We start from the raw sequence: 23,137 nt of genomic DNA on the forward strand, positions 1-23,137 counted from the left end.
GGCGGCGTTACGGGCCCGCGCGGCAGTCGGGCGCTTCGACCGCGTGGCGTGCGGTGACGCGCCCGGTGAAGTGGTCGGTCTGCACCCGCAGGCAGATCCGGTCGCCGGGCGCGAGCAGCGGGGTCAGGCGGTTCGGGGTGACGAGCGGGAAATGCCGTCCCGCGTCGGTGGTGGCGGTATAGGCGGGGCGGGTGCCGAAATCGGTCTCGACCTGGGTGATGCTGTCGATCCGGCCGGTCATGAAATCGACGCTGGCCGGGATGCGCACGAAGAAGACGACCAGCATTGCAACCACGCCCAGAAAGAGCAGGACGGCCCCCCACCAGGCCCTACGGCCCAGCAGGTCGCGCCAGAGCGCGGCGGTGAGGCCGGGCGTTTTGCGTTTCTCGTCTGTCACTTAGGCAGGATTGCCAGTTTCCTTGCAGGGATCAAGCGCAAAGCCGCCCCTGGCGCGGGTCACGGCCCATGTTGCCGGGGGCAGGGTGCGGGCGCGACGGCGCGAGAGGGTCCAGCCCAGCCGCCCGGGTGTATGGGCGGGGGCCATGTGCCAGCGGCTTTCGACGCCGGGGGCGCCGCCCTCGCCGGGGGTAAGAATGAGGCCGAGGGGCGCGCCGGAGCCTTCGGCCGCGCCGGTTTCCGCGGCGAGATGCAGGCGGCGGACCTGGGTGAGATTGGGCAGGTCCGGGAGTTCGGCAACGGCCAGCGGCACCGCGCCGGAGCGCAGCACCTCCTCGAGGCACCACAGCAGGTCAATGGGCTGGCGTGGCGACAGGAAGGTGAAGCGTTCGGGCCCCACCAGCGCCACCATGCCATCGGGGTTGAGCCGGTCGGCGACCCAGTCGGGGGCGATCCAGAACACCGGGCCTTGCGTGGCGGCGGCCGCCAGCATCGCCGCCATGTGCCGCGCCGGGCCGCAAAACTCGTGCAGGCGCGCGGGGGTCAGGGCCATCTCGCCCAGCACGGTGACGGCGGTGCGAGTACGGTGGCTGCTGCGGCGGGTGAGCAGGGTGGTGTCCATGGCATTCAATGTAGTTTGTTCGCTCTTTGTTCTCAATCTCGAAATACGGGGTGACGCCCGCGTCAGAGCCGCTACATATGGGGCTTTGACGACAGGCAAGACGGAGCGGGACATGCAGCGCAGGCAATTGGGACGGACGGGAATCGAAGTGAGCGCGCTTTGCCTCGGCTCGATGACATGGGGCAGCCAGAACACCGAGGCCGAGGGGCACGCCCAGATCGACCGGGCGCTCGACCGGGGCGTGGATTTCATCGACACCGCCGAGATGTACCCGGTGAACCCGGTCGCGAAGGAGACCATCGGGCGCACCGAGGAGATCATCGGCACCTGGCTTGCCCGGACGGGGCGGCGCGGTGACGTGGTGCTGGCCACCAAGCATTCGGGCGAGGGGATGCAGCACGCGAGGGATGGCGCGCCGATCTCGTCAGAGACCATCCCCGGGGCCATCGAAGGCTCACTGAAGCGATTGCAGACGGACGTGATCGACCTGTACCAGTTTCACTGGCCCAACCGGGGCAGTTACATGTTCCGCCAGAATTGGACATTCGACCCCTCGGGGCAGGACCCGGCCGCGACGCGGGCGCATATGGAAGATGCGCTGGGCGCGCTGGAACGCGAGGTCGAGCGGGGCACGATCCGGGCCTTCGGCCTGTCCAATGAGAGTGCCTGGGGCACGGGCCAGTGGCTGCGCGTCGCCGACGAGATGGGCGGGCCGCGGGTGGCGACGATCCAGAACGAGTATTCGCTGATGTGCCGTCTCTTTGATACCGACCTGGCGGAGCTGAGCGTGAACGAGGATGTGGGGCTGCTGGCCTTTTCGCCGCTGGCCGCCGGGCTGTTGACCGGCAAATACCAGGGAGGTGCGGTGCCCGAGGGGTCGCGTCTGACGCTGAACGAGACGCTGGGCGGGCGCAAAGGGCAGAGAGCCTTTGCCGCCGTGGACGCCTATCTGGAGGTGGCGCGGCGGTTTGGCCTCGATCCGGTGCAGATGGCGCTGGCCTGGTGCCTGACGCGGCCGTTCATGACCTCGGCCATTTTCGGGGCGACATCATTGGAACAATTGGACGTGGCGCTGGGGGCCGCGGAGGTGACGCTGTCGGACGAGGTGTTGGAGGCGCTGGACGCGACGCACAAGGCGCATCCGATGCCCTATTGAAGGGTGGCGGTGGGTTTTCACCCACCCTACGCGGTTTTCGAATGACGGGGTCTTTGTGGCGGGCGTTGCCGGGGGCTTTGCCCCTGCGGCGAAACGGTGTTTCGCCGCTCCCCCAGGATATTCCTGGCCAGAAGAAGAGGCGGGGTGGCCCTAGTCCGGGGCCTGTGCCCAGCAGTGGCGGATGTGGGCGGGCAAATCGCGGGCGCCGACGGAGGCTTCGCGGATGAGGGCGTCGAAATGCAGGGTCAGCGCCTCGACCCGTTCGGTGTCGCGGAAGGCGAGGTAGTTGCGGCCGATATAGAGCACGGCGAGCAAGGGGCCGAAGACGGTGATCGGCGCCGAGTAGAGCCGGCGGGCGTCGAACAGGTAGAGGCGCAGGCGGGGGTAGAGCTGTTCGGTGATCTCGAGCAGGTAGTCGACCTGGCCCTGGCGGATGTCGCGGGGCAGGCCTGCGTAGTAGCCTTCGCCGGCGATGAAGCTGTGCATCTCGAAGAGTGGCAGGGCGATTTCATAGTCCGACTGGGTGCCGCGCATCCAGGCCAGACGATCCTCGGAGGCGCCGATGGCCTGTTCGGTGGAGCGTCCGAGATGAGGCGCGTACTCCCATTCCAGCAGCGCGCGGGTTTTCAGCATGTCAGGCAGGCCGGCGGGGACATGGCGGATCTTGTAGCCCGCCGCCTCGCGGTGCCAGGCGAAGATCTGTTCGTCGACGAGCGCGCGGGGTGCTTCGGTCAGCGAGAGCGTGTTGGCGAGGATGTCGGCGGCGGTTTCGGGCCGGTCGGTGAGGCCCAGGAGCCAGTCGGCGGAGACACCGAGGGCACGGGCGCATTCGCCCACCACTTGCGCATTGGGCAGGCGGGCGCCGGTGCCCTTGAGCAGTTGCGAGATCGTCGAGCGGTCGACGCCGACGCTGCGGGCGAGGGCGCTTTGCGAGGTGCCGCGCAGGCGCAGCGCCTCGTTGAGGCGGGTGCGGAACAGGGTGGCGCGGTCGCGTTTGTCGGATTTCTGGATCATATGTTGGATTTTATCAACAAACGAGAGGTTTGTTAACCATTCTCTGACTGCCCCCCTGACAGGATCTGTCGTAACGGTTTTGTGAAGGACGAATATTGGGGACAAGATGAAAGTGGAATTCGAAGGCGGCGCCGGGCCGGTGCCGAGGCCGGGCGCGCGGACGCTCGCGGACGTGGAATGGCCGACATTGGGACTTTTGGCGGCCTGTTACGCGGCCTGGGGCGTGGCGCTTTTCTGGCTGGCAGGGCTGTGGCTGCCGGCAGGGGTTGTAGTGGCGGCGATCGGGATCACGCTGCATTCGTCGCTGGTGCACGAGATGATCCACGGGCATCCGACCCGAAACGACCGGGTCAACGAGGTGCTGGGGTTTTTCAGCCTTGGGCTGTGCGTGCCCTATCGGCGGTTCATGGAACTGCACCTTGCGCATCACCGCGACAGCCTGCTGACCGATCCCTATGACGATCCGGAGTCGAACTACCTGGACCCGGAGGTCTGGGTTCGGCTGCCGCGCTGGTTCCGGGCGGTGCTGCGGTTCAACAACACGCTGTTGGGGCGGATGATCGTGGGGCCGGTGCTGGGACAGGTGGTGTTCATGCGCGCGGACTGGGCCGCGATCCGGGCCGGGGACCGGGGCATTGCGCGGGCCTGGGTGTTGCATGGGCTGGGCGTGGCTGGGGTGTTGGCGATCGTCGCGGTCTCGCCGATGCCGGTCTGGGCCTACCTCGTCAGCGCCTACCTGGCCTATGCGGTTTTGAAAATCCGCACCTTCCTGGAGCACCGGGCGCATGAGCGCGCCAGCGGGCGCACGGTGGTGGTCGAGGATGGCGGGCCGCTGGCGTTTCTGTTTCTGAACAACAACCTGCACGTGGTGCATCACATGCATCCGAAGGTGGCATGGTACCGCCTGCCGGCGATGTGGCGGCAGAACCGGGAGACGTACCTGCGGCGCAATGGCGGGTATTATTACCGCTCTTACGCCGAAATTTTCGCGCGGCACCTGTTGCGGGCGAAGGACCCGGTGGCGCATCCGCTCTGGCGGAGGAAGTAAAACGCGGGCAAGAGGGGATCCATGGTCGAACCGTGGATCCTTCTTTCCATCATGGCGGCGTTTTTCCAGACGCTGCGCTTCATGTTGCAGAAATCGCTGAGCATGGGGACGTTGAGCGCCCTGGGCGCGACCTTCGCGCGGTTCGCCTATGCCGCGCCGATGGCCGCGCTACTGGCAGGGGGCTATGCAATGTGGTCGGGGCAGGGGCTGCCAGCGGTGGGCGGGCGTTTCTGGATCTACGTGCTGAGCGGCGGGCTGGCGCAGATCCTGGCGACGTGGTGCGTCGTGCTGCTGTTTGCAGAGCGGAACTTTGCGGTCGGGATCACCTTCAAGAAGACCGAGGTGGTGCAGACCGCGATGATGGGGTTGATCGTGCTGGGCGACCGCATCAGCCTGCCGGGGCTGGTGGCGATATTCCTTGGGCTGATCGGCGTGCTGGTGTTGTCGGACGTGCCGGGCGGCGCGGGCGGCTGGTGGCGGCGGGTGACCAGCAAGGCGCCGCTTCTGGGGCTGGCTTCGGGCGCGTTTTTCGCCGTGTCGGCGGTGACGTATCGCGGCGCGACGCTGGAGGTGGCCAGTGACGACGCGTTCCTGCGGGCGATGGTCGCGGTGGCGGCGGTCACGGCGGCGCAGAGCCTTGGCATGGCGGCTTATCTGCGCTGGGGCGAGCCTGGGCAGTTGGCCCGTGTCTGGGCGGCGCGGAGCCGCGCGGTGTGGATGGGGGTGACGAGCCTTCTGGGCAGCGTCGGCTGGTTCACGGCCTTCACCTTGCAGAACGCGGCCTACGTGTTCGCGGTGGGGCAGGTGGAGGTGATCTTTTCACTGGCTGCCTCGGTCCTGTTCTTTCGCGAGACAGTGACGCGACGGGAACTGGTCGGGATCGTTCTGGTGAGCGCCAGCATCCTGTTGCTGGTGCTGCTGGGGTAGCGGCGGCGCGCGTAAGTCGGGCCGTTCAATCAGGCAGCGGCGCGCCGTAGAGGCGTTTGAACAGGTTGCTTTCGTCGTCGTTGCGAAAGAACGGCACCGAGGCGGGGGGCGCCGGATCGTGGGCGCGGGCCTCGATCTCGGCCAGCACGACCTCGGTGATGAAGGGCAGGTCATAGTCGTGTCGGGCCGTGGCGAGAGGCACCCATTGAAGGTGGCTGAGTTCGTCGCAGGCGGGCGAGAAATCGTCCGGGTCGGAGGTGAGCGCCCCGGCGTCGACCAGGAAGAAGCGAGCGTCGAATCGCCTGGGGCGGCCCGGCGGGGTGATGGCGCGGAAGACGAACTGCAAAGCGGAGGCATCGGGAACGTGGCCGGTCGCGGCGAAACTTTCCCAGTCGGCGGGGGGTGGGCCGGACCAGTCGCCGGGTTGGCCGAGAACCTGCCCGGTTTCTTCCCAGAGCTCACGGATCGCGGCGGCAGCCAGCGCGTGGGAGCGGTCGGTCTCGCTGTCGTCACGCAGGCGGGCGGCGCAGCCGTCGGGCATCGGGCGGGCCAGCGGGATCGCGGCGTCGCCCGCATCCACTGCGCCGCCGGGAAAGACGAACTTGTTGGGCATGAAGACCGCCTTGGCGCCGCGCTGGCCCATCAGCACGCGCGGTTGCGTCATGCGGTCGCGCAGCACGATCACGGTCGCCGCGTCGCGGATGGCGCTCTTGTCGGAATGTTTCGGGTATGTTGCGGTCATCGGGTCCTGTCCTTCGGGGCCGAAGGGATCAGGTGTCGTCCCCGAAGCCGTGCATCTGGCGCGCCCACTGGAAGCCGACGATTGCCCCTTTCAGCCGGGGCAGAAGGTAAAGCGAGAGCGTGACGCAGCCAATAGCGAAAATGGTGAACAGCACCAGCGGTTCGGGCCGCCACGTCGTGAAGGTGACGTGCAGAAGCGGGGCCATGAGGTGCCCGACCAGAAGGATTGTCAGGTAGGCGGGGCCGTCATCGGCTCGGGCGTGACTGAGATCCTCGCGGCAGACCGGGCAGCTTTTGCGCAGCTTGAGATAGCTTTTCAGGATCGGGCCCGAGCCGCAATTGGGGCAGGTGCGACGAAACCCGCGAAAGACCGCGGGCCACAGGTCGCGTTCATTGGAGTCCTGTCCTTCGGGCGTGGTGTGCGCCACGGAAGCGGACGTGTGGGTGTCGTGATCGGTGCTGGTCATGTGCCCTCGCGCGTGGATGGCTGTAGACCTGCGCTTTCGGAGGCAAAATTGGAAGGTGACAGGCTGTCTGTGCGTCGGGATGTCGCAAAGAATGGCTTTGGTCTGCCCGGAAAAATGTCGAAGCCGCGCGACGGAAGGCGCGGGGGCCCGCGTTTAGACTGTATGATCGCGATGGCAGGCGCGGTCGCAAAGCAAAGGCGCGGCCGAAGATCGCGCCGCAACGAACCTGTCCGAGATGGAGCATGAAGATGAAGAACCTGATGATCATGAGCGCCCTTGGCATGTCGATCGCACTGGGTGGAGCCGTGCCGGGCATGGCCGGGTCGGGCGAGGGCAAGGGCCCGCGGCATTCGTTCGAGGACCTGGATGCCAATGGCGACGGTCAGCTGACGCGCGAAGAGATGCAGGCGCATATGAAAGCACGGTTCGATGCCGCCGACACCGATGGCGATGGCGTGATGAGCCTTGAGGAGATGCAGGCCCGGGCGCAGGAACGGGCGGCCAAGCGGGCCGGCAAGATGATCGAACGGCTGGACACCGACGGCGACGGCGGCGTGAGCTTCGAGGAAGCGCAGGCGCGGCGGGGCGGCAAGATGTTCGACCGGGCGGATGCGGATGGCGACGGCGCGATCAGCAAGGCCGAGTTTGACACCGCGCGCGAGAAGATGCGCGAAATGCGCGCCAAGCATCACGGCAAGAAGAAAGAGCAGAACGCGGAGTAATCCGCGCGATCCCGCCCCGGTCACGTTCGCAAGACTGGCCGGGGCGGGGTGTTTCGGCCTAGAACCGGACGCGAGTAACGGGGCAGGATGTACGACAGGGACATGACGATGCCGCTGGACGACCTGAACGACGTGGCCGACGAGGCGCTGCTGGTGCTGTTCGCCAATGGCGATCGGGCGGCGGCGCGGACGTTGACCTTGCGGTTGAGCCCGCGGGTTCTGGCCCATGCCTACCGCCTGCTCGGCAACCGGACCGAGGCCGAGGATGTCGCGCAGGAGGCGCTGCTGAGGCTGTGGCGGGTGGCGCCGGACTGGAGGCAGGGGGAAGCGAAGGTGACGACCTGGCTGTACCGGGTGGTGGCGAACCTGTGCACCGATCGTTTGCGCCGGGGCTGGCGCACGCGACCGCTGGAGGCGGCGGGCGATCCGCAGGACAGCAGGTCGAGCGCGGCAGAGGACATGCAGGAGCGGGCCCGGGCCGACGCGCTGCAGGTCGCGCTGCGCGAACTGCCGGAGCGGCAGAGACAGGCGGTGGTGCTGCGCCATATCGAAGAGCTTGGCAATCCGGAGATTGCCGGGATCATGGGGATCAGCGTCGAGGCGGTGGAAAGCCTGACGGCGCGGGGAAAGCGGGCCCTTGGCGACGTGCTGCGGGGGCGAAAGGATGAACTGGGGTATTCGGAATGAGCAAGACGGGCAAACCTGACGATGAGCTGAGCGCGGCCTTTGCCGCCGCGCGCCGCACCGCGCCCGAACCGGATGCCGATTTCCTGGCGCGGGTGCTGGGCGATGCGGAGGCGGTGCAGGACGCTCTGAAAGAGGCGGAGGTGGCAGAACGCAGCGCGCCACGGCGGCGCGGGGCGCGCGCCTCTATTGGGTGGCGCGGTGTGTTCCGGGCATTGGGCGGCTGGCCCGCGGTCACCGGGCTGAGCGCCGCTGCCATCACCGGGCTGTGGTTGGGCGCGGCGCCGCCGGATGGGGTAAGCGCCACGGCGCAGCTGGTCTGGGGCGAAGATATCACCCTGGCGCTGCAGCCCGACATCGGAACTGAACTTTTCCCGGACGAGGAGGGATGAGCATGAGCGACGAGACCGAAACCGGGCCGCGCACCGGGGCGCCGCGCTGGATGCGCGTACTTCTGGTGGTGTCGCTCGCGCTGAATTTGCTTGTCGTGGGGGCCGCGGCCGGGTTCGCGATCAAGGGCGGGCCGAAGATGCGCGGCGGCCCCCCGGGGGGCATGGGCGCGATGCACCGGGCGCTGAGCCAGGAGGAGCGCAGTGACCTCAAGAAGCAGATGATCCGGAACTTTCGCGACAGGACAGACGAACGCGAGGCGTTTCGGCAGGAAATGGCCGGACTGGTCGCGCTGCTGCGCGCCGAAGAGTTCGACCCCGCTGCCGCGGCTGACAGGATGACGCGGGTGCGGGCACTGTTCGATGACCGTGTCGCCGCGGCGCAGACGCTGCTGATCGCCTATTGGGGCGAGATGAGCCCGGAGGACCGCGTTGCCTATGCCGATCGGCTGGAGCAGGAATTGCAGCGGCGGCGTCGCTGAGGCCGGTGCCGGTGTGTCCCCGGTCAGGCGGCGGATAACTGGGAAAACGTGACGGTATCGCGCCCGCCGGACTTTGCGGCATAAAGCGCGTGGTCGGCCTCGGCCACCATCGCCTCGGGGTCGAGCCTGTCCCCTTGGTGCGCGGGGTTGGCCACCGTGGCGCCGATGCTGACGGTCAGCGAGACGGGCGTCTCGACACCGGGCAGGGCAATCCTTGTCTGTCGCACGGTATGGCACAGGTGCATGGCCATGGCGCGGGCGGCCGCGATCCCCGACTGGGGCATCAGCACCAGGAACTCCTCGCCGCCGATGCGCGACAGGCTGTCGCCGGGGCGCAACGCGTCGCGCAGAGCGTGGGCGATGCGGGTCAGGACCCGGTCGCCCGCGGCGTGACCGTAGGTGTCGTTGACCGCCTTGAAGTGATCGAGGTCCGCAACCATCACCGCGAAGGTTTGCCCGCTGCTGCGGGCCGTGTCGATCATCCGGGTCATCTGCGACAGGCCGTAGCGGCGGTTGTAAAGCCCGGTCAGCGGGTCGGTGACCGCCGCATGCAGCCCGGTGCGCAATCGGGCCTTCTGCATGTCGTCGGCCTGTTTCGCCCTGAGCAGCTTGTCCAGGCGCAGGGTGATCTCGCGCGGGTCGGCGTTGTGGGCGGCAACATCGTGCACCCCGAGGTCCAGCACCTTGGCGGCCAGCGCGTCATCGGCGGGGTCGACCAGGGCAAGCACCCTTGACTGGCGGGTCTGCGGTGCGCTGCAAAGCTCGGCCAGATGGACCAGATCGGGCTCGGTCGCGCGTGCGGGCAGGAAAACCAGCAGAACGTCGGGCGATGCATGCATTCTTGTGAGCAGACCGGACTGGCCGGTGCGGAGCATTTCGAACCGGTGCGGGGTGGTTTGGGCGAGGCGGCGACACATGGCCTGGTCTCGCGCGGCGCCGGTATGCAGCGTCGCGATCAGGCCTCGCGCGGCGAAGCCCGCCTGCGCCTCGGCGAAACCAAGTGCCTCGGCGGTGTCGTTGATCAGATCAAGATCGGCCTCGACCGGGGCGTGGCGCGACATCGAGCGCAGTCGCGCCAGCAGCGTCTTCTCGCAAAAGGGTTTGGGCATCACGTCAGCCGCCCCGGCCTGCAGCAGGTCGATCCGAAGCTGTGGTGTGCCGGTGGAGGTCAGGACCAGCACCGGCAGCTGGGCACAGCCGGGCAGGGCATGGATGTCGCGGATCAGGTCGCACGCGTCACGGTCGGGCAGATCGTCGGACATCAGGACCGCCTGCGGCTTGTCGCGCAGGATCGACGCGACCGCCTCTTTCGTGGTGCCGACCTGCGCAACGCTGAAATAGGCCGCCGACAGCTTGACCTTCAGCACGATGCGATTGGTCGCGAGACCATCGACGATGAGAATGGTGCCTGACATGTGCCGAGGCCTTTCCGACTTGTCCTTTCCGATGGCTAGACTATCCCTGTGATTAGTTAAGAAAACCTTGCCGGGAGTTAATCAATATGGCCGACCAGCGAGAAGCCGCCGAGACTGTCGCGCTCAAGGCGTTGGGCTGGATCGCAGGTCACGAGAACCTGCTGGACGTGTTCATGGGGGCCACGGGGGCAGGGCGGGATGATCTGCGCGATGGTGCGCAAGATCCGGATTTTCTTGCCTCTTTGATGGATTTTATCCTGATGGACGACGCGTGGATCATGGAGTTCAGCGAGGCCGCGAATGTGCCGCCCGAGGCGGTTGTCGAGGCCCGCGCGGCCCTTCCGGGCGGGATTCAGACCCATTGGACATGAATTAATTTTGAGGACCATAAGGTGAACAAACCCGCAAGAAAGATTGATGGGCTGCTCTTTGACAAGGATGGTACGCTGTTCGATTTTCACACCACCTGGAGCACCTGGGCCGGGGGACTGATCGAAGATCTTGCCGACGGCGATGCGGCTGTCAGGGCCAGGCTGGCGGCGGAAATGCATTACGACCTTGGCGCCATGCGTTTCGCGCCGACAAGCCCGATCATCGCGGGCACCAACCGCGAGGCGGCGGAATGCGTGGCGCGGGCGCTGCCGGGGCGAGAGGTGGCCGACCTGGAACTTTACCTGATGCAGACCTCGGCCACCGCGCCGCAGGCCGAAGCGGTGCCGCTTGCGCCATTCCTGTCTTCGCTGAAGGCAGAGGGCATCGCGCTGGGCGTTGCCACGAACGATACCGAGTATGGGGCCCGCGCCCATCTGGGCGAAGCCGATGTCACCGGATTCTTCGATTTCATCGCCGGGTTCGATTCCGGCCACGGGGCCAAGCCGGACCCTGGGCCGTGCCTGGCGTTCGCCCGTGCAGCCGGTCTGGACCCCGCGCGCGTGGCGATGGTGGGTGACAGCACCCATGACCTGATTGCGGGGCGTGCGGCGGGGATGCAGACGATCGCGGTGCTGACCGGACCGGCATGCTCGGACGAATTGCGCCCCCATGCCGATGTGGTCCTGACTGATATCGGGCAAATCCCGACCTGGATGACAACGTGAGCGCAGGTTTGTCCCGGGGCATTCTTCTGGCGCTTTTCGGCACGCTGGTGCTGACGCCCGATGCGATGCTGATGCGGCTGTCGGGCATGGAAGGCTTCCAGATGACCGGATGGCGCGGGCTTTTCATGGGCACGATGATGGTGCTGGCCTGGGCCGGTATCAGCCGGGACAGGGCGGGCGATATCGCCCGGCTGATGAGCGGGCCGGGGCTGTTGATCGTGGCGGCGCAGGTGCTGAACTCGATGCTGTTCTGCCTTGGCATCGCCTCGGCCCCGGCGGCGATGGTGCTGATGGGGGTGGCCGCGGTGCCGGTCTTTTCCGCGCTGCTGAGCCGGGTGGTGACCGGCGAGTCGACATCGGCGCTGACCTGGGCGGCCATCGCGGCGGTGATGACGGGGATCGGCATTGCGGTTCTGGGCGGCGGGCATGGCGACGTGGCGCTGAACCGGGCTGCTGCGACGGGGGCGATCTTTGGCCTTGGCGTGGCGTTCGTGCTGGCGCTGAACTTCGTGACGGTGCGCGCAAGCCCCGAGTTGCCGATCCTGCTGGCCATCGGGGTCGGCGCGTGGATCGCGGGTGTGATCGGCTGGTCGCTGACCGGCGTGGAGGCGATGTTCGAGGGCCGGGTCTGGGCCATGGCGATCACCGGGGGCGTGGTGCTGCCCGTGTCGTTCTTCATGCTGTCGCTGGCGGCACGATACACGCTCGCGGCCAATGTCAGTCTGCTGATGTTGCTGGAAACGGTGCTGGGTCCGCTGTGGGTCTGGATCGGCGTGGGCGAGCGGCCGACAGTGGCGATGCTGGTCGGCGGTGTCATCGTGGTGGGCAGCCTCGCCATTTACCTGTCGATCCTGCGGCGGCGGTCGGCGCTGATCGTGCCGAGATAGTTCACCTGCGACAGGTTCTGTCGCAAAGCGGCAAACGAGCGGGCCCGCGCGGTGATTGCATGGAAGGCAGCCTTTCGAGGAGACTCACCATGGCAGAGACAGCCACACGCAGGAAACGCAGCGGCGGACGGGCCGGAAACGCGACGCGACGGGGTACGGCCGTCATCGAGCAAATGCCATGGAACCCGCCGATCAACATCGACCGGCCGGTCGAGCCGTTGACGGACGAGGGCATCCAGGCAATCCACGATGGCGCGATGCGCATCCTCGAAGAGATCGGGATCGAGTTTCTGAACCCCGAGGCGATCGAAATCCTGCGCGGCACCGGCGGTTGCGACATCAACGGCGAGAATGTGCGGATGAGCCGCGATTTCGTGATGGAGATGATCGGCAAGGCGCCGAGCGAGTTCACCATCACCCCGCGCAACCCGGATCACGCGATCACGATCGGGGGCCGGCACCTTAATTTCGGCAATGTCTCGTCGCCGCCCAGCTATTGGGATATGGGCATAGGCCGCAAGGTGACGGGCACGCGCGAAATGTGCGCCAACCTGCTGAAACTCAGCCAGTATTTCAACTGCATCCACTTTGTCGGCGGTTATCCGGTGGAGCCGCAGGACGTGCATGCCAGCGTGCGGCACCTGGATGTGCTCTATGACAAGCTGACACTGACCGACAAGGTCGCGCATGCCTATTGCCTGGGCCGCGAACGGGTCGAGGACGTGATGGAGATGGTGCGCATCGCCGGCGGCCTGACGGACGAAGAGTTCGAGGCCAGCCCGCACATGTATTCCAACATCAACTCCACATCGCCGCTGAAGCATGATTTCCCGATGCTGGACGGCTGGGTCCGGCTGGCGAAGCGGAACCAGGGGCTGGTGGTGACGCCCTTTACGCTGGCGGGCGCAATGGCGCCGGTGACGATGGCGGGCGCCGTGGCGCAATCGCTGGCCGAGGGGCTGTGCGCGATCGTGCTGGCGCAGGCGATCCGGCCCGGCGTGGGCTGCGCGATCGGCACGTTCACCAGCAATGTCGACATGAAATCGGGCGCGCCGGCGTTCGGGACGCCGGAATACATGCGCGCGACGCAGATGACGGGGCAACTGGCGCGGTTCTATGGCCTGCCAATGCGGGCCTCCGGCGTGTGTGCGGCAAACATCCCCGACGGACAGGCGGTGTGGGAAACCTCGAACAGCCTGTGGTCGGCGGTGCAGTCGGGGGCGCACATGGTCTATCACGCCGCCGGCTGGCTGGAAGGCGGGCTGATCGCCAGTCCCGAGAAATTCATCATGGACTGCGAGATATTGCAGCATATCCAGCGCTACATGGACCCGCAGGTGACGGCGACAGGGCCGGACGAGATTGCCGTGGAGGCGGTGCGCGAGGTGGGCAACCAGGGGCATTTCTTTGGTATTCAGCACACGCAGGACCGATACACGACCGCGTTCTATCAGCCATTCCTGAGCGATTGGCGCAATTTCGAGGCGTGGGAGGCGGCGGGTGGCGTGTGGACGCCACAGCGCGCGCACCAGGTGTTCCGGGACATCATCGCGAGCTTTGAGGCGCCGCCGATGGACGAGGGCATCCGCGAGGAACTGGCGGCCTTTGTCGCGCGGCGGAAGGAGGAAGGCGGCGCTCCGACCGATTTCTGAGCGCCGTGCAGACCCGGCCGGTCAATTTTTTAAAGACAAATTGAAACGTTCAAGGCTTCTTAATTCGGTTGTGCAAACGCTTGACCGAATTCGGGAGCACAGGATGCATGGGCTGATCAACCGGGCCATAGAATTGTTTTTGCGGGATACCTACGGGCATGAGGCTTGGGAAGAGATCGCGCGCGGGGCGGACCTTGCGCCGCCGGAATTCGAGGCGATGCTGGATTACCCGGACGCGCTGACCGGCGATGTACTGGTGCAGGCCGCGCAGCTTCTGGACAAGGCGGAGGCCGAGATCCTGGAGGATATCGGCACCTACCTGGTTTCGCACCCCACCTCCGCCGCGCTGCGACGGCTGTTGCGGTTCTCGGGCGCGGATTTCACCGATTTTCTGCATTCGCTGGACGACCTGCCGGCGCGGGCGCGGCTGGCGGCGCCGCAGCTGGACTTGCCGCCTGTTGCGCTGGTGGATCGTGGGCAACAGGTGTTCTCGGTCACGGTCGGGAAACGGGGGACGGCGGGTTTTGCCTTCGGTCACGTTTTGCTGGGGCTGTTGCGGGCCATGGCGGATGATTATGGCGCCCTGGTTCTGCTGGAGCACAAGGGATGCCGCGATGGTGTCGAGACCATTGATGTTCAACTGTTGGAGGCGGCGTTTGCGATCGGGCGCAGTTTCGTGCTGGGCGCCGCCGGATGAGGCCCGGTGCGATCGCGAGCCTTGGGGCGCTGCTGGACGTGCTGTGCCCGATGCATCTGATCGTGGATGCCATGGGGCGCATCACGCACGCGGGTCCGACGGCGAGGAAGGTTTTGAATACCAAGGGTCTGATCGGGTGCGATTTCCTCGATCTGTTCGAGGTCAGGCGCCCGCGGCTGGAGCCGGGTGTGCCGGGGTTGCGCGCGGCGGCGGGGCGGCGGCTGCATTGCGTATTGCGCGGTCCTGTCGAGACCGAGCTGAAGGGTGTCGCGGTGCCGTTGCCCGAGGACCGGGCGCTGGGCCCGCCGGGTGGCGTTATCGTCGATTTGTCCTTTGGGATCGGCGTGATGGACGCCGTGGGCCGCCACGACCTGCGAAGCGCGGATTTTGCGGTGACGGACCTGGCGGTGGAAATGCTGTACCTGGTCGAGGCCAAGGCGGTGGTGACCGATGCCTGGCAGAAACTGAACCAGCGGCTTCAGGGCGCGAAGGCGGTGGCCGAACAGGAGGCTCATACCGATACGCTGACAGGCCTGGGCAACCGCCGCGCACTGGAGCCCGCGATACGTCGGCTGACCGAAAGCGAAGAAGCGTTTACGCTGATGCATCTCGATCTCGATTTTTTCAAATCGGTGAATGACACCCTGGGCCACGCGGCCGGCGATCACGTGTTGCGGCGGGTCGCGCAGATCCTGCGCGAAGAAATCCGCAAGGGCGACACGGTGATCCGCGTGGGCGGCGATGAATTCGTCCTGATCCTGGTCGGGTGCACCTCGGAAGAGGAGCTGTCGCGCATTTCCGGGCGGCTGATAGAGCGGCTGGAAGAGCCGGTCGCCTTCAACGGCGAGGTTGCGCGGATATCCGGCAGCATCGGCACGACGCGCAGCGGCACCTATGCCACGCCGCGGCTGGCGGTCATGATGGACGATGCGGATCTTGCGCTTTATGCCGCAAAGCAGGCAGGCCGGGGGTGCCACAAGGCTTTCGCGCCCGCGCTGCGCAAGGCAGTGGAATCACGGCCCGGGGACGCGGTGACCCCTGTCTGAGGCTCCCCGGGTCTTGTGCGGCCCGGCGGTGCCAGCTAACGAATGACCGGCGGAACGGGGCAGCGGGGACGACACGCGCATGACACGGGTTTTCATCACGGGAACGGCCGGTTTCATCGGATACCACCTGGCGCAGCTGCTGCTGGACGAGGGGATGGTCGTGCATGGCTTTGACGGCATGACCGATTATTACGACGTGTCGCTGAAGGCGCGGCGGCACCAGATGCTGTTGCAGTCACCCAATTTCACCGCGACCGAGGCGATGCTGGAAGATGTCGCGGCGCTGGACAGCGCCGTGGATGCCTGTGCACCGGATATCATCGTGCATCTGGCGGCACAGGCGGGTGTGCGCTACAGCCTGGAAAACCCGCGCGCCTATATCGAGGCGAACGTGGTGGGCACCTTCAACGTGATGGAGGCGGCAAAACGTCACGAGGTGCGGCACCTGCTGATGGCCTCGACCAGTTCGGTCTACGGGGCCGAGACCGACATGCCCTATACCGAGACGCAGAAGGCCGACACGCCGATGACGATCTACGCCGCCACCAAGAAGGCGACCGAGGCGATGGGGCATTCCTATGCCCATTTGTGGAACCTGCCGACAACGATGTTCCGGTTTTTCACGGTCTACGGGCCTTGGGGTCGGCCGGACATGGCGCTTTACAAGTTCGTGGATGCGATCCTGGAGGGGCGGCCGATCGACGTCTACAACCACGGCGAGATGTACCGCGACTTTACCTATGTCACTGACCTGGTGCGCGGAATCCGCCTGTTGATGGACGCGCCCCCGGTGCGACCCGAAGGCCCAGAGGCGATTGCCGAGGGCGACAGCCTGTCGCCCGTGGCGCCCTATCGCGTGGTCAATATCGGAAATTCCAAGACGGTGCGCCTGACGGATTTCGTCGATGCCATCGAGGCGGTGCTGGGCATGACCGCCGAGCGCAACCTGATGGAGATACAAAAAGGCGACGTGCCGGCCACCTGGGCCGATGCCAGCCTGTTGCAAAGCCTGACGGGGTACAGCCCGGATACCGACGTGCGCGACGGGGTCCGCCAGTTCGTGGCCTGGTTCCGTGAATATTACGACAAGTAATTTCGCTACGTTCATGGCCGGGTTCTGAAATTGGCAATGGTCAATCGCGCGGGTTCGCGTTAGGGGGACGCTCGCGCAGAGACACCCAATCAGGATAGCCCCCGTGAAACGCACCTTGCTGGCCGACTGGGCCAAACGCTTCGATTTGTCCGAGTTGAGCCTGACGCCCGGAGAGAGGCTGAGCGTGTCACGGTTGCGGATCGAGCTGTTGGCCGGACTGACCGTTGCGCTGGCGCTGGTACCCGAGGCGGTGGCCTTTGCCTTTGTCGCGGGTGTGCATCCGCTGGTGGGTCTTTACGCGGCCTTCATCGTCGGCCTGATCACCGCTTTGATCGGCGGTCGGCCCGGCATGATCAGCGGGGCGACGGGCGCGCTGGCCGTTGTCATGGTGTCGCTGGTCGCGCAGCACGGGGTGGAATACCTGTTTGCCACGGTGGTCCTGATGGGGATCTTGCAGATCACGGCGGGGGTGCTGCGCTGGGGCAAGTTCATCCGTCTTGTGCCGCACCCGGTGATGCTGGGCTTTGTCAACGGCCTCGCCATCGTGATTTTCCTGGCACAGTTGGGCCAGTTCAAGGTGCCCGGCACGATGGAAAACACGGGCCACGGCATGAGCGGGGGCGAATGGCTGTCGGGCGCGCCGCTATATACCATGCTGGCGCTGGTGGCGCTGACCATGGCAGTGGTCTGGCTGATGCCGCGGTTGACCAAGGCGATCCCGGCGCCGCTGGCCGGGATCGGGCTGGTGGCCGCGATCGTACTGATCTTCGGGCTGGACGTGCCGCGGGTGGGGGACCTTGCCTCGATCGAGGGCGGGTTGCCGGCCTTTCATATCCCGACCGTGCCGCTGACGCTTGAGACGTTCGAGATCATCCTGCCCTACGCGGTGATCCTGGCCGCGATCGGCCTGATCGAAAGCCTGCTGACGCTGAACCTGGTGGGCGAGATGACCAACCGGCGCGGTGGCGCCAGCCAGGAATGCATCGCGCAGGGCGTGGCCAACACCGTGACCGGCTTTTTCGGCGGGATGGGCGGCTGTGCCATGATCGGGCAGTCGATCATCAACGTGAAATCGGGTGGGCGGACACGCATCGCGGGGATTTGCGCGGCGGTGTTCCTGCTGATCTTCATCCTGTTCGCCGCGCCGCTGATCGAACAGATCCCGCTGGCCGCGCTGGTGGGCGTGATGTTCATGGTGGTGATCGGGACCTTTGCGTGGAACTCGCTGCGGATCCTGCGCAAGGTGCCTCTTTCGGACGCGCTTGTGATCGTGCTGGTGACGGTGGTGACGGTGCAATACGACCTGGCCATCGCCGTCGTCGTGGGCGTGATCGTGTCGGCGCTGACCTATGCGTGGAACAACGCCAAGCGCATTCACGCCATCACCGGCAAGGAGATGGACGGCACCAAGGTATATCGTGTGCAGGGCCCGCTGTTTTTCGGTTCGGCCAGTGGTTTCGTGGAACTGTTCGACCTTGAGAACGACCCAGACAAGGTGATCGTGGACTTTGCCGAGAGCCGGGTCGTGGACCAGTCGGCGCTACAGGCCATCGAGGCGGTGGCGGGCAAGTACCTGGCTGCGGGCAAGCGGTTGCAGCTGCGGCACCTGACACGGGATTGCCACCGCATGCTGAAAAAGGCCGGGCACCTGATGGTCGATAGTGATGACGACCCCGATTACGGGCTGGCCGTGGATTACGATGTGAAGACCGGGGTTCTTGGCGGGGGGCATTGAGGATCTGCCGGTCCGGGGCGCGTGGGTTTTCACCCACCCTACGCAATGTCGAATCCCGGACTTGATCCGGGATCCCTTTGTCATCGAGGTCCCGGGTCAGGCCCGGGACGGGGTCGTGTCCTTGATTTGAGCGCGGATGCGACGCGCGGCCGGTCCCTTTAGCTTTCGCCCGGACGCGCGATGGCGAATTTCTCGCGCACCACCGTGTAATCCTTGTAGCCCATCCGGGCCAGCGGGTTGAAGCTGAGCACGTCGAAGATGCCGTCCTTCAGGCAATCGTCACGCATGTAGACGCCTGTGACCTCGCCGAACACCACCTTGTTGGCCTTGCCGGGCAGGTCGACGATCTGCGTCAGTTTGCATTCAAGCGCGGCGGGGGCGGCGGCCACGCGCGAGCATGCTATGGTTTCGCAGGCCGCCCGCTCGATGGCGGCGTCGGTGAACTCGTCGGTCTCCATCGGCCAGGGGCCCGAGGTCTGGTTCATCGCGTCGCGCAGGGCATATTCCACGATGTTCACGCAAAAGACGCCGGTGTCGCGGATATTGGCGACGCTGTCCTTGGTGTCGCCCCGGTCGGGCTTGGCGGAAGTCGAGGAGAACATCACCTGCGGCGGCACGTAGGCCACGGCGTTGAAGAAGGAATAGGGCGCGAGGTTTTCCGAGCCGTCGCTGCCGCGGGTGGAGATCCAGCCGATGGGGCGGGGCGCGACGATGGCATTGAACGGGTTGTGCGGCAGGCCGTGGCCGTCTTCGGGGCGGTAGAACATGGGCGTCCTTCGGGGCTGTTTGCGATTGCGTTTGGACATAGGCCTAACCGCGTGCTAGGCGACGATCCACCTGTTTTTCGAAGGATAAAGCGCCTGTGTACAACCTGCGCCAAGAGACACGCGAGGATTGGTGGGAGGTCGAGGCGCTTTACGACCTGTGCTTCGCGCCGGGGCGCGAGGCGCTGTCGTCCTACCGTCTGCGCGAGGGCGTGGCGCCGGTGGCGGCGCTGTGCCTGGTGGCGCGGGATGCGGATGGCATCCTGGCCGGGGCGATCCGGGTCTGGCCGGTGCGGATCGGCACGGCGCGGGCCTTGCTGGTGGGGCCCATCGCGGTGCACCCGACACGGCAGGGCGAGGGGCTGGGCGGGTACCTCATTCGCGAGGCGTTGCGGATCGGGCACGAGGCCGGCTGGGACCGGGCGATGCTGGTGGGCGATGCGCCCTATTACGAGCGGTTCGGTTTCAGTCGGCTGGACAAGGTGAAGATGCCGCCGCCGACCAATCCCGAGCGGGTGCTTGGCATGGAATTGATCCCCGGTGCATGGGAGGGGATTGTCGGCAAAGTCACGCGTGCCGCTTGAAAAAGCGGGCGCGGTGACCGATCTTTTCACCATGGTCAAGAAAACCTATTCCGAGATCCTGCCGGCGGCGATAGATGCGACCGCGGTGGAGGCGCGCCTGAAGGCGCTGGCCGAGCGGCACCGGCGGGCCGGAAACGTCGGCATCCAGGTTCTGAACATGGTCGGCGGACAGGCCGAGGGGCTGTTGTCACGCCTGCCGGTGCCGGTGCGATCGCGGCTGGACGACAGCACCGAACGGGCGCTGCGGATGGCGATGGAGACCGCGCACCGTTCGCGTGGCTATTTTCCGGACAGTCCCGGCTGGCTGAGCCGCGCGATGACAACGGCGATGGGCGCGGCGGGCGGCGCGGGCGGGCTGCCCACGGCGCTGGCAGAACTGCCCGTCACGACCACGGTGCTGTTGCGCGCGATCCAGGATGTGGCCGCGGAATACGGCTTCGACCCGGACGAGCCGGGCGTGCAATATGACTGTATCAAGGTCTTTGCCGCGGCGGGGCCGCTGGACCATGACGATGGCAGCGATCTGGCGTTTCTCAGCACGCGGGTTGCGGTGACCGGCAAGGCGGTCCAGGCGCTTGTGGCAAAGGTCGCGCCAAGGCTGGCCACGGTGCTGGGCCAGAAGCTGGCCGCACAAACGGTGCCCGTGCTGGGCGCGGCGGCGGGGGCGGCGACGAATTATGCTTTTACCAGCTATTACCAGCAGATGGCGCATGTGCATTTCGGGCTGCGCCGTCTGGCGATAGAGGCCGACCGCGATCATGCAGAGCTGCTGGAAGACTTTCGCGACCTTGTGGAACTTCCGAGCGTCAAGCGGGCCTGAGGATCGGGGCCGGGCCCGAGAAAATTCGTACGAATTTTCTGAGCCTCAGAGCTTGCCCTTGAGATAATCCATCACAGCCGGGCGCACGGATTGGTCGCCCGCGTTGCGCACGCCGTCGATCACCGCGTAAAGCTCGCCCAGGTCGATGCGACGCAGGATGGATTTCACCGGCCCGATGGAGGCCGGGCGCATCGACAGGCTGCGCAGGCCGATGGCCGCCAGGCAGGCGGCCTCGACCGGGCGGCCGGCATCCTCGCCGCAGAAGCTGAGCGGGGTGTCGTGTGCCTCGCAGCGTTTCACGATGGATTCGATGAAGCTGAGAAAGCTGACATTGAGCGTGTCATAGCGCCGCCGTACCAATTCGTTCTCGCGGTCGGCGGCGAAGAAGAACTGCTTGAGATCGTTGCCGCCGATCGAGAGGAAATCGACTTCCCGGTAGAAGGAGTCGGGTGCAAAGGCCAGCGATGGCGTTTCCAGCATGGCGCCCACCTCGATCTCGGAGGGCAGGGGATGGCCGAGGATACGCTCGCGTTCCAACGCCTTGTTCATCTCGGCATTGGCGGCGGAAAACTCCTCGCGCTGGGCGACGAAAGGGAACATGACCGACAGCGGTCGGCCCTTGGCGGCGCGCACGAGCGCCTGAAGCTGCATGCGCATCACGCCGGGCTTGTCGAGCGCCACGCGCACCGCACGCCAGCCGAGCGCGGGGTTGGGCTCGTCCACCACCTTCATGTAGGGCAGCACCTTGTCCGAGCCGATGTCGAGCGTGCGGAAGCAGACGCGCTTGCCTTTGGCGGCGTCTATGACGTGGGCATAGAGCTCGCTCAGTTCCGACCGGCGGGGCATGTGGGCGCGCACGAGGAACTGAAGCTCGGTACGGAAAAGGCCCACGCCCTCGGCGCCGGAGCCTTCGAGGCTGGGCAGGTCGGCCATGAGGCCGGCGTTCATGTGCAGCGCCAGCCGGGTGCCGCAGAGTGTTTCCGCCGGCTTGTCGCGGATCGAGGCGTAGCGTTCCTGGGCCTGCGCCTGCATCGCCATCTTGTCGCGGAAGGCGGTGACGACGTTGTCGTCTGGGCGCAGGTGCACGATGCCCTGGTCGCCGTCGACCATGACGAAGTCACCGTTCAGCGCCTCGTTGGTGATGCGGCTGGCGTGGATCACAAGCGGGATGGCGAGCGCACGGGCCACGATGGCGGCGTGCGATCCGACGGAGCCTTCCTCGAGCACGATACCGCGCAGACGGCGGCCATAGTCCAGCAATTCGCCGGGGCCGATATTGCGGGCAATCAGGATCGGGTCGTCTGGCATTTCCGCGCCGGTTTCCGCGCCTTGGCCGGTGAGGATTCGCAAGAGACGGTTGCTGAGGTCGTCCAGGTCGTGGAGCCGGTCGCGCAAATACGGATCGGTGACCTGGGTCATCCGGGCGCGGGTGGTGGATTGTTCCTTTTCCACCGCGGCCTCGGCCGAGAGGCCACGTGCGATGTCCTCCTCCATCCGATTCATCCAGCCCTTGGAATTGGCGAACATGCGGTAGGCTTCGAGCACCTGAAGCTGTTCCTTGTCGCCGGTGGCCGCTGTGCTGAGCATGCGGTCGACACCGACGCGCAGGGCGTCCACGGCTTCTTCGAGGCGCTCCAACTCGCGGGTGGGGTCCTCGGCGATCGGGTTAGTGACCACGACGCGGGGTTCGTGCAGCCAGACATGGCCTTGGGCCGCGCCTTCCTGGGCGATGCCGCCGCGGAACAGCACCGGCTGTTGGTGACGGGCCGACATGGCCGCGCCCTCGCCGACGAAGGCGCCCAGTTCGGCCATCTCGGCGATGACCATTGCGACGACCTCGACGGCATAAAGCTCTTCGTCGGAGTATTCGCGGGACTGCTTGGACTGCACGACCAGTACGCCCAAGGTTTCGCCCAGCCGCTGGATCGGCACGCCCATGAACGAGCAATAGGCCTCTTCCCCGGTCTCGGGCATGTAGCGAAAGCCGCGTGCGCCGGGCGCGTCGTCGGTGTTGACGACATTGCCGGTGCGGGCCACGCGGCCCACGAGACCTTCCCCGAGCTTCATCCGGGTCTGGTGCACGGCGTCGCGGTTGAGACCCTCGGTGGCGCACAGCTCGAGCGTCTGCTCGTCGCGGAAAAGGTAGATCGAGCAGACCTCGGTGCGCATTTCCTCTGCGATAAGCGTGGTGATCGCGTCCAGCCGGGCCTGTCCGGCGGCGTCCTCGGCCATGAGCGCGCGCAGGCGCGAGAGCATCTGGCGGCTGTCCGTCTCGATCTGATCGCCGGAAGGTGTCATGGCGTTCGGAAGCCTTTCCATGGGGCCGTTCTGGCCGTGAGCCGGGACGTTTAAATCACAGGTTGCGGGTATTGTGAAATGGCAATGTCACCCGGTGGCGCGCGGGGCGGTAAAGCCCGGGCAAGTGCCCGGATATCGTGATTGTTTTGCCAGCTCGTCTTGGTTAAGCGCTTGGAACGAACCTTCGTTCGCCAGACAGGCAAGGTCCCTATGCCGATACCATTGCCGCGACGCGGATCGCCGCAGCACTATGTTTTCGCAGGCATTTATTTCGTCCTGTTCGTTCCGGTGGCGAGCGCGGTCATGTCGCATGATCCGTCGGTGAGCCCGACGGGGCGTGGTGCCGAGCTTGAGCGGTTGATCGGCGTGATGCTGGACCGGCTGGGCGAGGCGACAACCGT

Annotated in this window: 25 protein-coding genes; 17 read left to right on the forward strand and 8 right to left on the reverse strand. The window is 66.1% G+C overall.

Going from position 1 to position 23,137, the window contains the following annotated elements; all coding sequences use genetic code 11:
- Positions 1-7: 7 nt before the first annotated feature.
- Together C2I35_RS07320 and C2I35_RS07325 are read right to left on the reverse strand one after the other, a co-directional pair.
- Positions 8-397 carry a hypothetical protein gene (locus tag C2I35_RS07320; protein WP_103762350.1) on the reverse strand — a complete coding sequence of 130 codons (390 nt, stop codon included), beginning with the start codon at positions 395-397 and terminating at the stop codon, positions 8-10.
- Positions 398-1,018 carry an ImuA family protein gene (locus tag C2I35_RS07325; RefSeq protein ID WP_103762351.1) on the reverse strand — a complete coding sequence of 207 codons (621 nt, stop codon included), beginning with the start codon at positions 1,016-1,018 and terminating at the stop codon, positions 398-400.
- 112 nt (positions 1,019-1,130) lie between these two features.
- Here C2I35_RS07325 and C2I35_RS07330 point away from each other — a divergent pair, with 112 nt between their 5' ends.
- Positions 1,131-2,174, forward strand: coding sequence for an aldo/keto reductase (locus C2I35_RS07330; RefSeq protein WP_103762352.1), 1,044 nt, complete (start codon positions 1,131-1,133; stop codon positions 2,172-2,174).
- 150 nt (positions 2,175-2,324) lie between these two features.
- Here the strand turns inward: C2I35_RS07330 and C2I35_RS07335 are convergent, their stop codons facing one another.
- Positions 2,325-3,188: a helix-turn-helix domain-containing protein gene (locus C2I35_RS07335; protein ID WP_103762353.1), complete on the reverse strand. Its 864-nt coding sequence runs from the start codon at positions 3,186-3,188 to the stop codon at positions 2,325-2,327.
- Between the two features lie 106 nt (positions 3,189-3,294).
- On the opposite strand from C2I35_RS07335, the gene C2I35_RS07340 reads away from it, so the two are divergent.
- Positions 3,295-4,236 carry a fatty acid desaturase gene (locus C2I35_RS07340; RefSeq protein ID WP_103762354.1) on the forward strand — a complete coding sequence of 314 codons (942 nt, stop codon included), beginning with the start codon at positions 3,295-3,297 and terminating at the stop codon, positions 4,234-4,236.
- Between the two features lie 21 nt (positions 4,237-4,257).
- Positions 4,258-5,163, forward strand: coding sequence for an EamA family transporter (locus tag C2I35_RS07345; RefSeq protein ID WP_103762355.1), 906 nt, complete (start codon positions 4,258-4,260; stop codon positions 5,161-5,163).
- A 25-nt stretch (positions 5,164-5,188) separates the two neighbouring features.
- Here the strand turns inward: C2I35_RS07345 and C2I35_RS07350 are convergent, their stop codons facing one another.
- Both C2I35_RS07350 and C2I35_RS07355 read right to left on the reverse strand, forming a co-directional pair.
- Complete coding sequence (locus C2I35_RS07350) at positions 5,189-5,905, reverse strand: NUDIX hydrolase (protein ID WP_103762356.1); 717 nt, start codon at positions 5,903-5,905, stop codon at positions 5,189-5,191.
- A gap of 28 nt (positions 5,906-5,933) precedes the next feature.
- Complete coding sequence (locus tag C2I35_RS07355) at positions 5,934-6,371, reverse strand: DUF983 domain-containing protein (protein WP_103762357.1); 438 nt, start codon at positions 6,369-6,371, stop codon at positions 5,934-5,936.
- 248 nt (positions 6,372-6,619) lie between these two features.
- Between C2I35_RS07355 and C2I35_RS07360 the strand changes: the two genes are divergently transcribed.
- From C2I35_RS07360 to C2I35_RS07375, 4 genes are all read left to right on the forward strand, one after another.
- On the forward strand, positions 6,620-7,093 hold the full coding sequence (locus C2I35_RS07360) for an EF-hand domain-containing protein (protein ID WP_245890428.1): 474 nt from the start codon (positions 6,620-6,622) through the stop codon (positions 7,091-7,093).
- 102 nt (positions 7,094-7,195) lie between these two features.
- Positions 7,196-7,780 carry an RNA polymerase sigma factor gene (locus C2I35_RS07365; RefSeq protein ID WP_103762513.1) on the forward strand — a complete coding sequence of 195 codons (585 nt, stop codon included), beginning with the start codon at positions 7,196-7,198 and terminating at the stop codon, positions 7,778-7,780.
- Positions 7,777-8,169 (forward strand): hypothetical protein, encoded by a 393-nt coding sequence (locus C2I35_RS07370; protein WP_103762359.1) that lies wholly within the window; start codon positions 7,777-7,779, stop codon positions 8,167-8,169. Before C2I35_RS07365 ends, C2I35_RS07370 begins: the two co-directional genes overlap by 4 nt.
- Before the next feature lie 2 nt (positions 8,170-8,171).
- On the forward strand, positions 8,172-8,648 hold the full coding sequence (locus C2I35_RS07375) for a periplasmic heavy metal sensor (protein ID WP_170067150.1): 477 nt from the start codon (positions 8,172-8,174) through the stop codon (positions 8,646-8,648).
- A 23-nt stretch (positions 8,649-8,671) separates the two neighbouring features.
- On the opposite strand, the gene C2I35_RS07380 is transcribed toward C2I35_RS07375, so the two are convergent.
- On the reverse strand, positions 8,672-10,063 hold the full coding sequence (locus tag C2I35_RS07380) for a diguanylate cyclase (protein WP_103762361.1): 1,392 nt from the start codon (positions 10,061-10,063) through the stop codon (positions 8,672-8,674).
- Positions 10,064-10,149: 86 nt separating this feature from the next.
- On the opposite strand from C2I35_RS07380, the gene C2I35_RS07385 reads away from it, so the two are divergent.
- The 8 genes from C2I35_RS07385 to C2I35_RS07420 all read left to right on the forward strand — a co-directional run bounded on the left by C2I35_RS07385 (position 10,150) and on the right by C2I35_RS07420 (position 18,270).
- Positions 10,150-10,434, forward strand: a complete 285-nt coding sequence (locus C2I35_RS07385) for a DUF3572 domain-containing protein (protein ID WP_103762362.1) — start codon at positions 10,150-10,152, stop codon at positions 10,432-10,434.
- 21 nt (positions 10,435-10,455) lie between these two features.
- Positions 10,456-11,160, forward strand: a complete 705-nt coding sequence (locus tag C2I35_RS07390; RefSeq protein WP_103762363.1) for an HAD family hydrolase — start codon at positions 10,456-10,458, stop codon at positions 11,158-11,160.
- Positions 11,157-12,047: a DMT family transporter gene (locus tag C2I35_RS07395; protein WP_103762364.1), complete on the forward strand. Its 891-nt coding sequence runs from the start codon at positions 11,157-11,159 to the stop codon at positions 12,045-12,047. The genes C2I35_RS07390 and C2I35_RS07395 overlap by 4 nt, the downstream gene beginning before the upstream one ends.
- An 89-nt stretch (positions 12,048-12,136) precedes the next feature.
- Positions 12,137-13,699: a trimethylamine methyltransferase family protein gene (locus tag C2I35_RS07400; protein WP_103762365.1), complete on the forward strand. Its 1,563-nt coding sequence runs from the start codon at positions 12,137-12,139 to the stop codon at positions 13,697-13,699.
- Positions 13,700-13,802: 103 nt separating this feature from the next.
- On the forward strand, positions 13,803-14,396 hold the full coding sequence (locus tag C2I35_RS07405; RefSeq protein WP_103762366.1) for a heme NO-binding domain-containing protein: 594 nt from the start codon (positions 13,803-13,805) through the stop codon (positions 14,394-14,396).
- Positions 14,393-15,442 carry a diguanylate cyclase domain-containing protein gene (locus C2I35_RS07410; protein ID WP_103762367.1) on the forward strand — a complete coding sequence of 350 codons (1,050 nt, stop codon included), beginning with the start codon at positions 14,393-14,395 and terminating at the stop codon, positions 15,440-15,442. The genes C2I35_RS07405 and C2I35_RS07410 overlap by 4 nt, the downstream gene beginning before the upstream one ends.
- Positions 15,443-15,521: 79 nt before the next feature.
- Positions 15,522-16,535, forward strand: a complete 1,014-nt coding sequence (locus C2I35_RS07415) for an NAD-dependent epimerase/dehydratase family protein (RefSeq protein ID WP_103762368.1) — start codon at positions 15,522-15,524, stop codon at positions 16,533-16,535.
- Between the two features lie 103 nt (positions 16,536-16,638).
- A complete protein-coding gene (locus C2I35_RS07420; protein ID WP_103762369.1) occupies positions 16,639-18,270 on the forward strand; it encodes a SulP family inorganic anion transporter in 1,632 nt (543 codons plus the stop codon).
- A gap of 158 nt (positions 18,271-18,428) precedes the next feature.
- Here C2I35_RS07420 and C2I35_RS07425 read toward each other — a convergent pair whose 3' ends face one another.
- Entirely contained in the window at positions 18,429-19,037 is a 609-nt protein-coding gene (locus C2I35_RS07425) for a flavin reductase family protein (RefSeq protein ID WP_103762370.1), read from the reverse strand.
- Between the two features lie 95 nt (positions 19,038-19,132).
- Here C2I35_RS07425 and C2I35_RS07430 point away from each other — a divergent pair, with 95 nt between their 5' ends.
- Both C2I35_RS07430 and C2I35_RS07435 read left to right on the forward strand, forming a co-directional pair.
- Positions 19,133-19,618, forward strand: coding sequence for a GNAT family N-acetyltransferase (locus tag C2I35_RS07430; protein ID WP_103762371.1), 486 nt, complete (start codon positions 19,133-19,135; stop codon positions 19,616-19,618).
- 31 nt (positions 19,619-19,649) lie between these two features.
- The gene (locus tag C2I35_RS07435) at positions 19,650-20,438 is read left to right on the forward strand and encodes an EcsC family protein (protein ID WP_103762514.1); all 789 of its coding nucleotides are present in this window, start codon (positions 19,650-19,652) and stop codon (positions 20,436-20,438) included.
- Positions 20,439-20,483: 45 nt separating this feature from the next.
- Here C2I35_RS07435 and ptsP read toward each other — a convergent pair whose 3' ends face one another.
- On the reverse strand, positions 20,484-22,757 hold the full coding sequence (ptsP, locus tag C2I35_RS07440) for a phosphoenolpyruvate--protein phosphotransferase (protein WP_245890429.1): 2,274 nt from the start codon (positions 22,755-22,757) through the stop codon (positions 20,484-20,486).
- Positions 22,758-23,137 lie beyond the last annotated feature (380 nt).

Origin of the sequence: Roseovarius confluentis (assembly GCF_002917925.1) — a bacterium.
Taxonomy (GTDB): Bacteria; Pseudomonadota; Alphaproteobacteria; order Rhodobacterales; family Rhodobacteraceae; genus Roseovarius; species Roseovarius confluentis.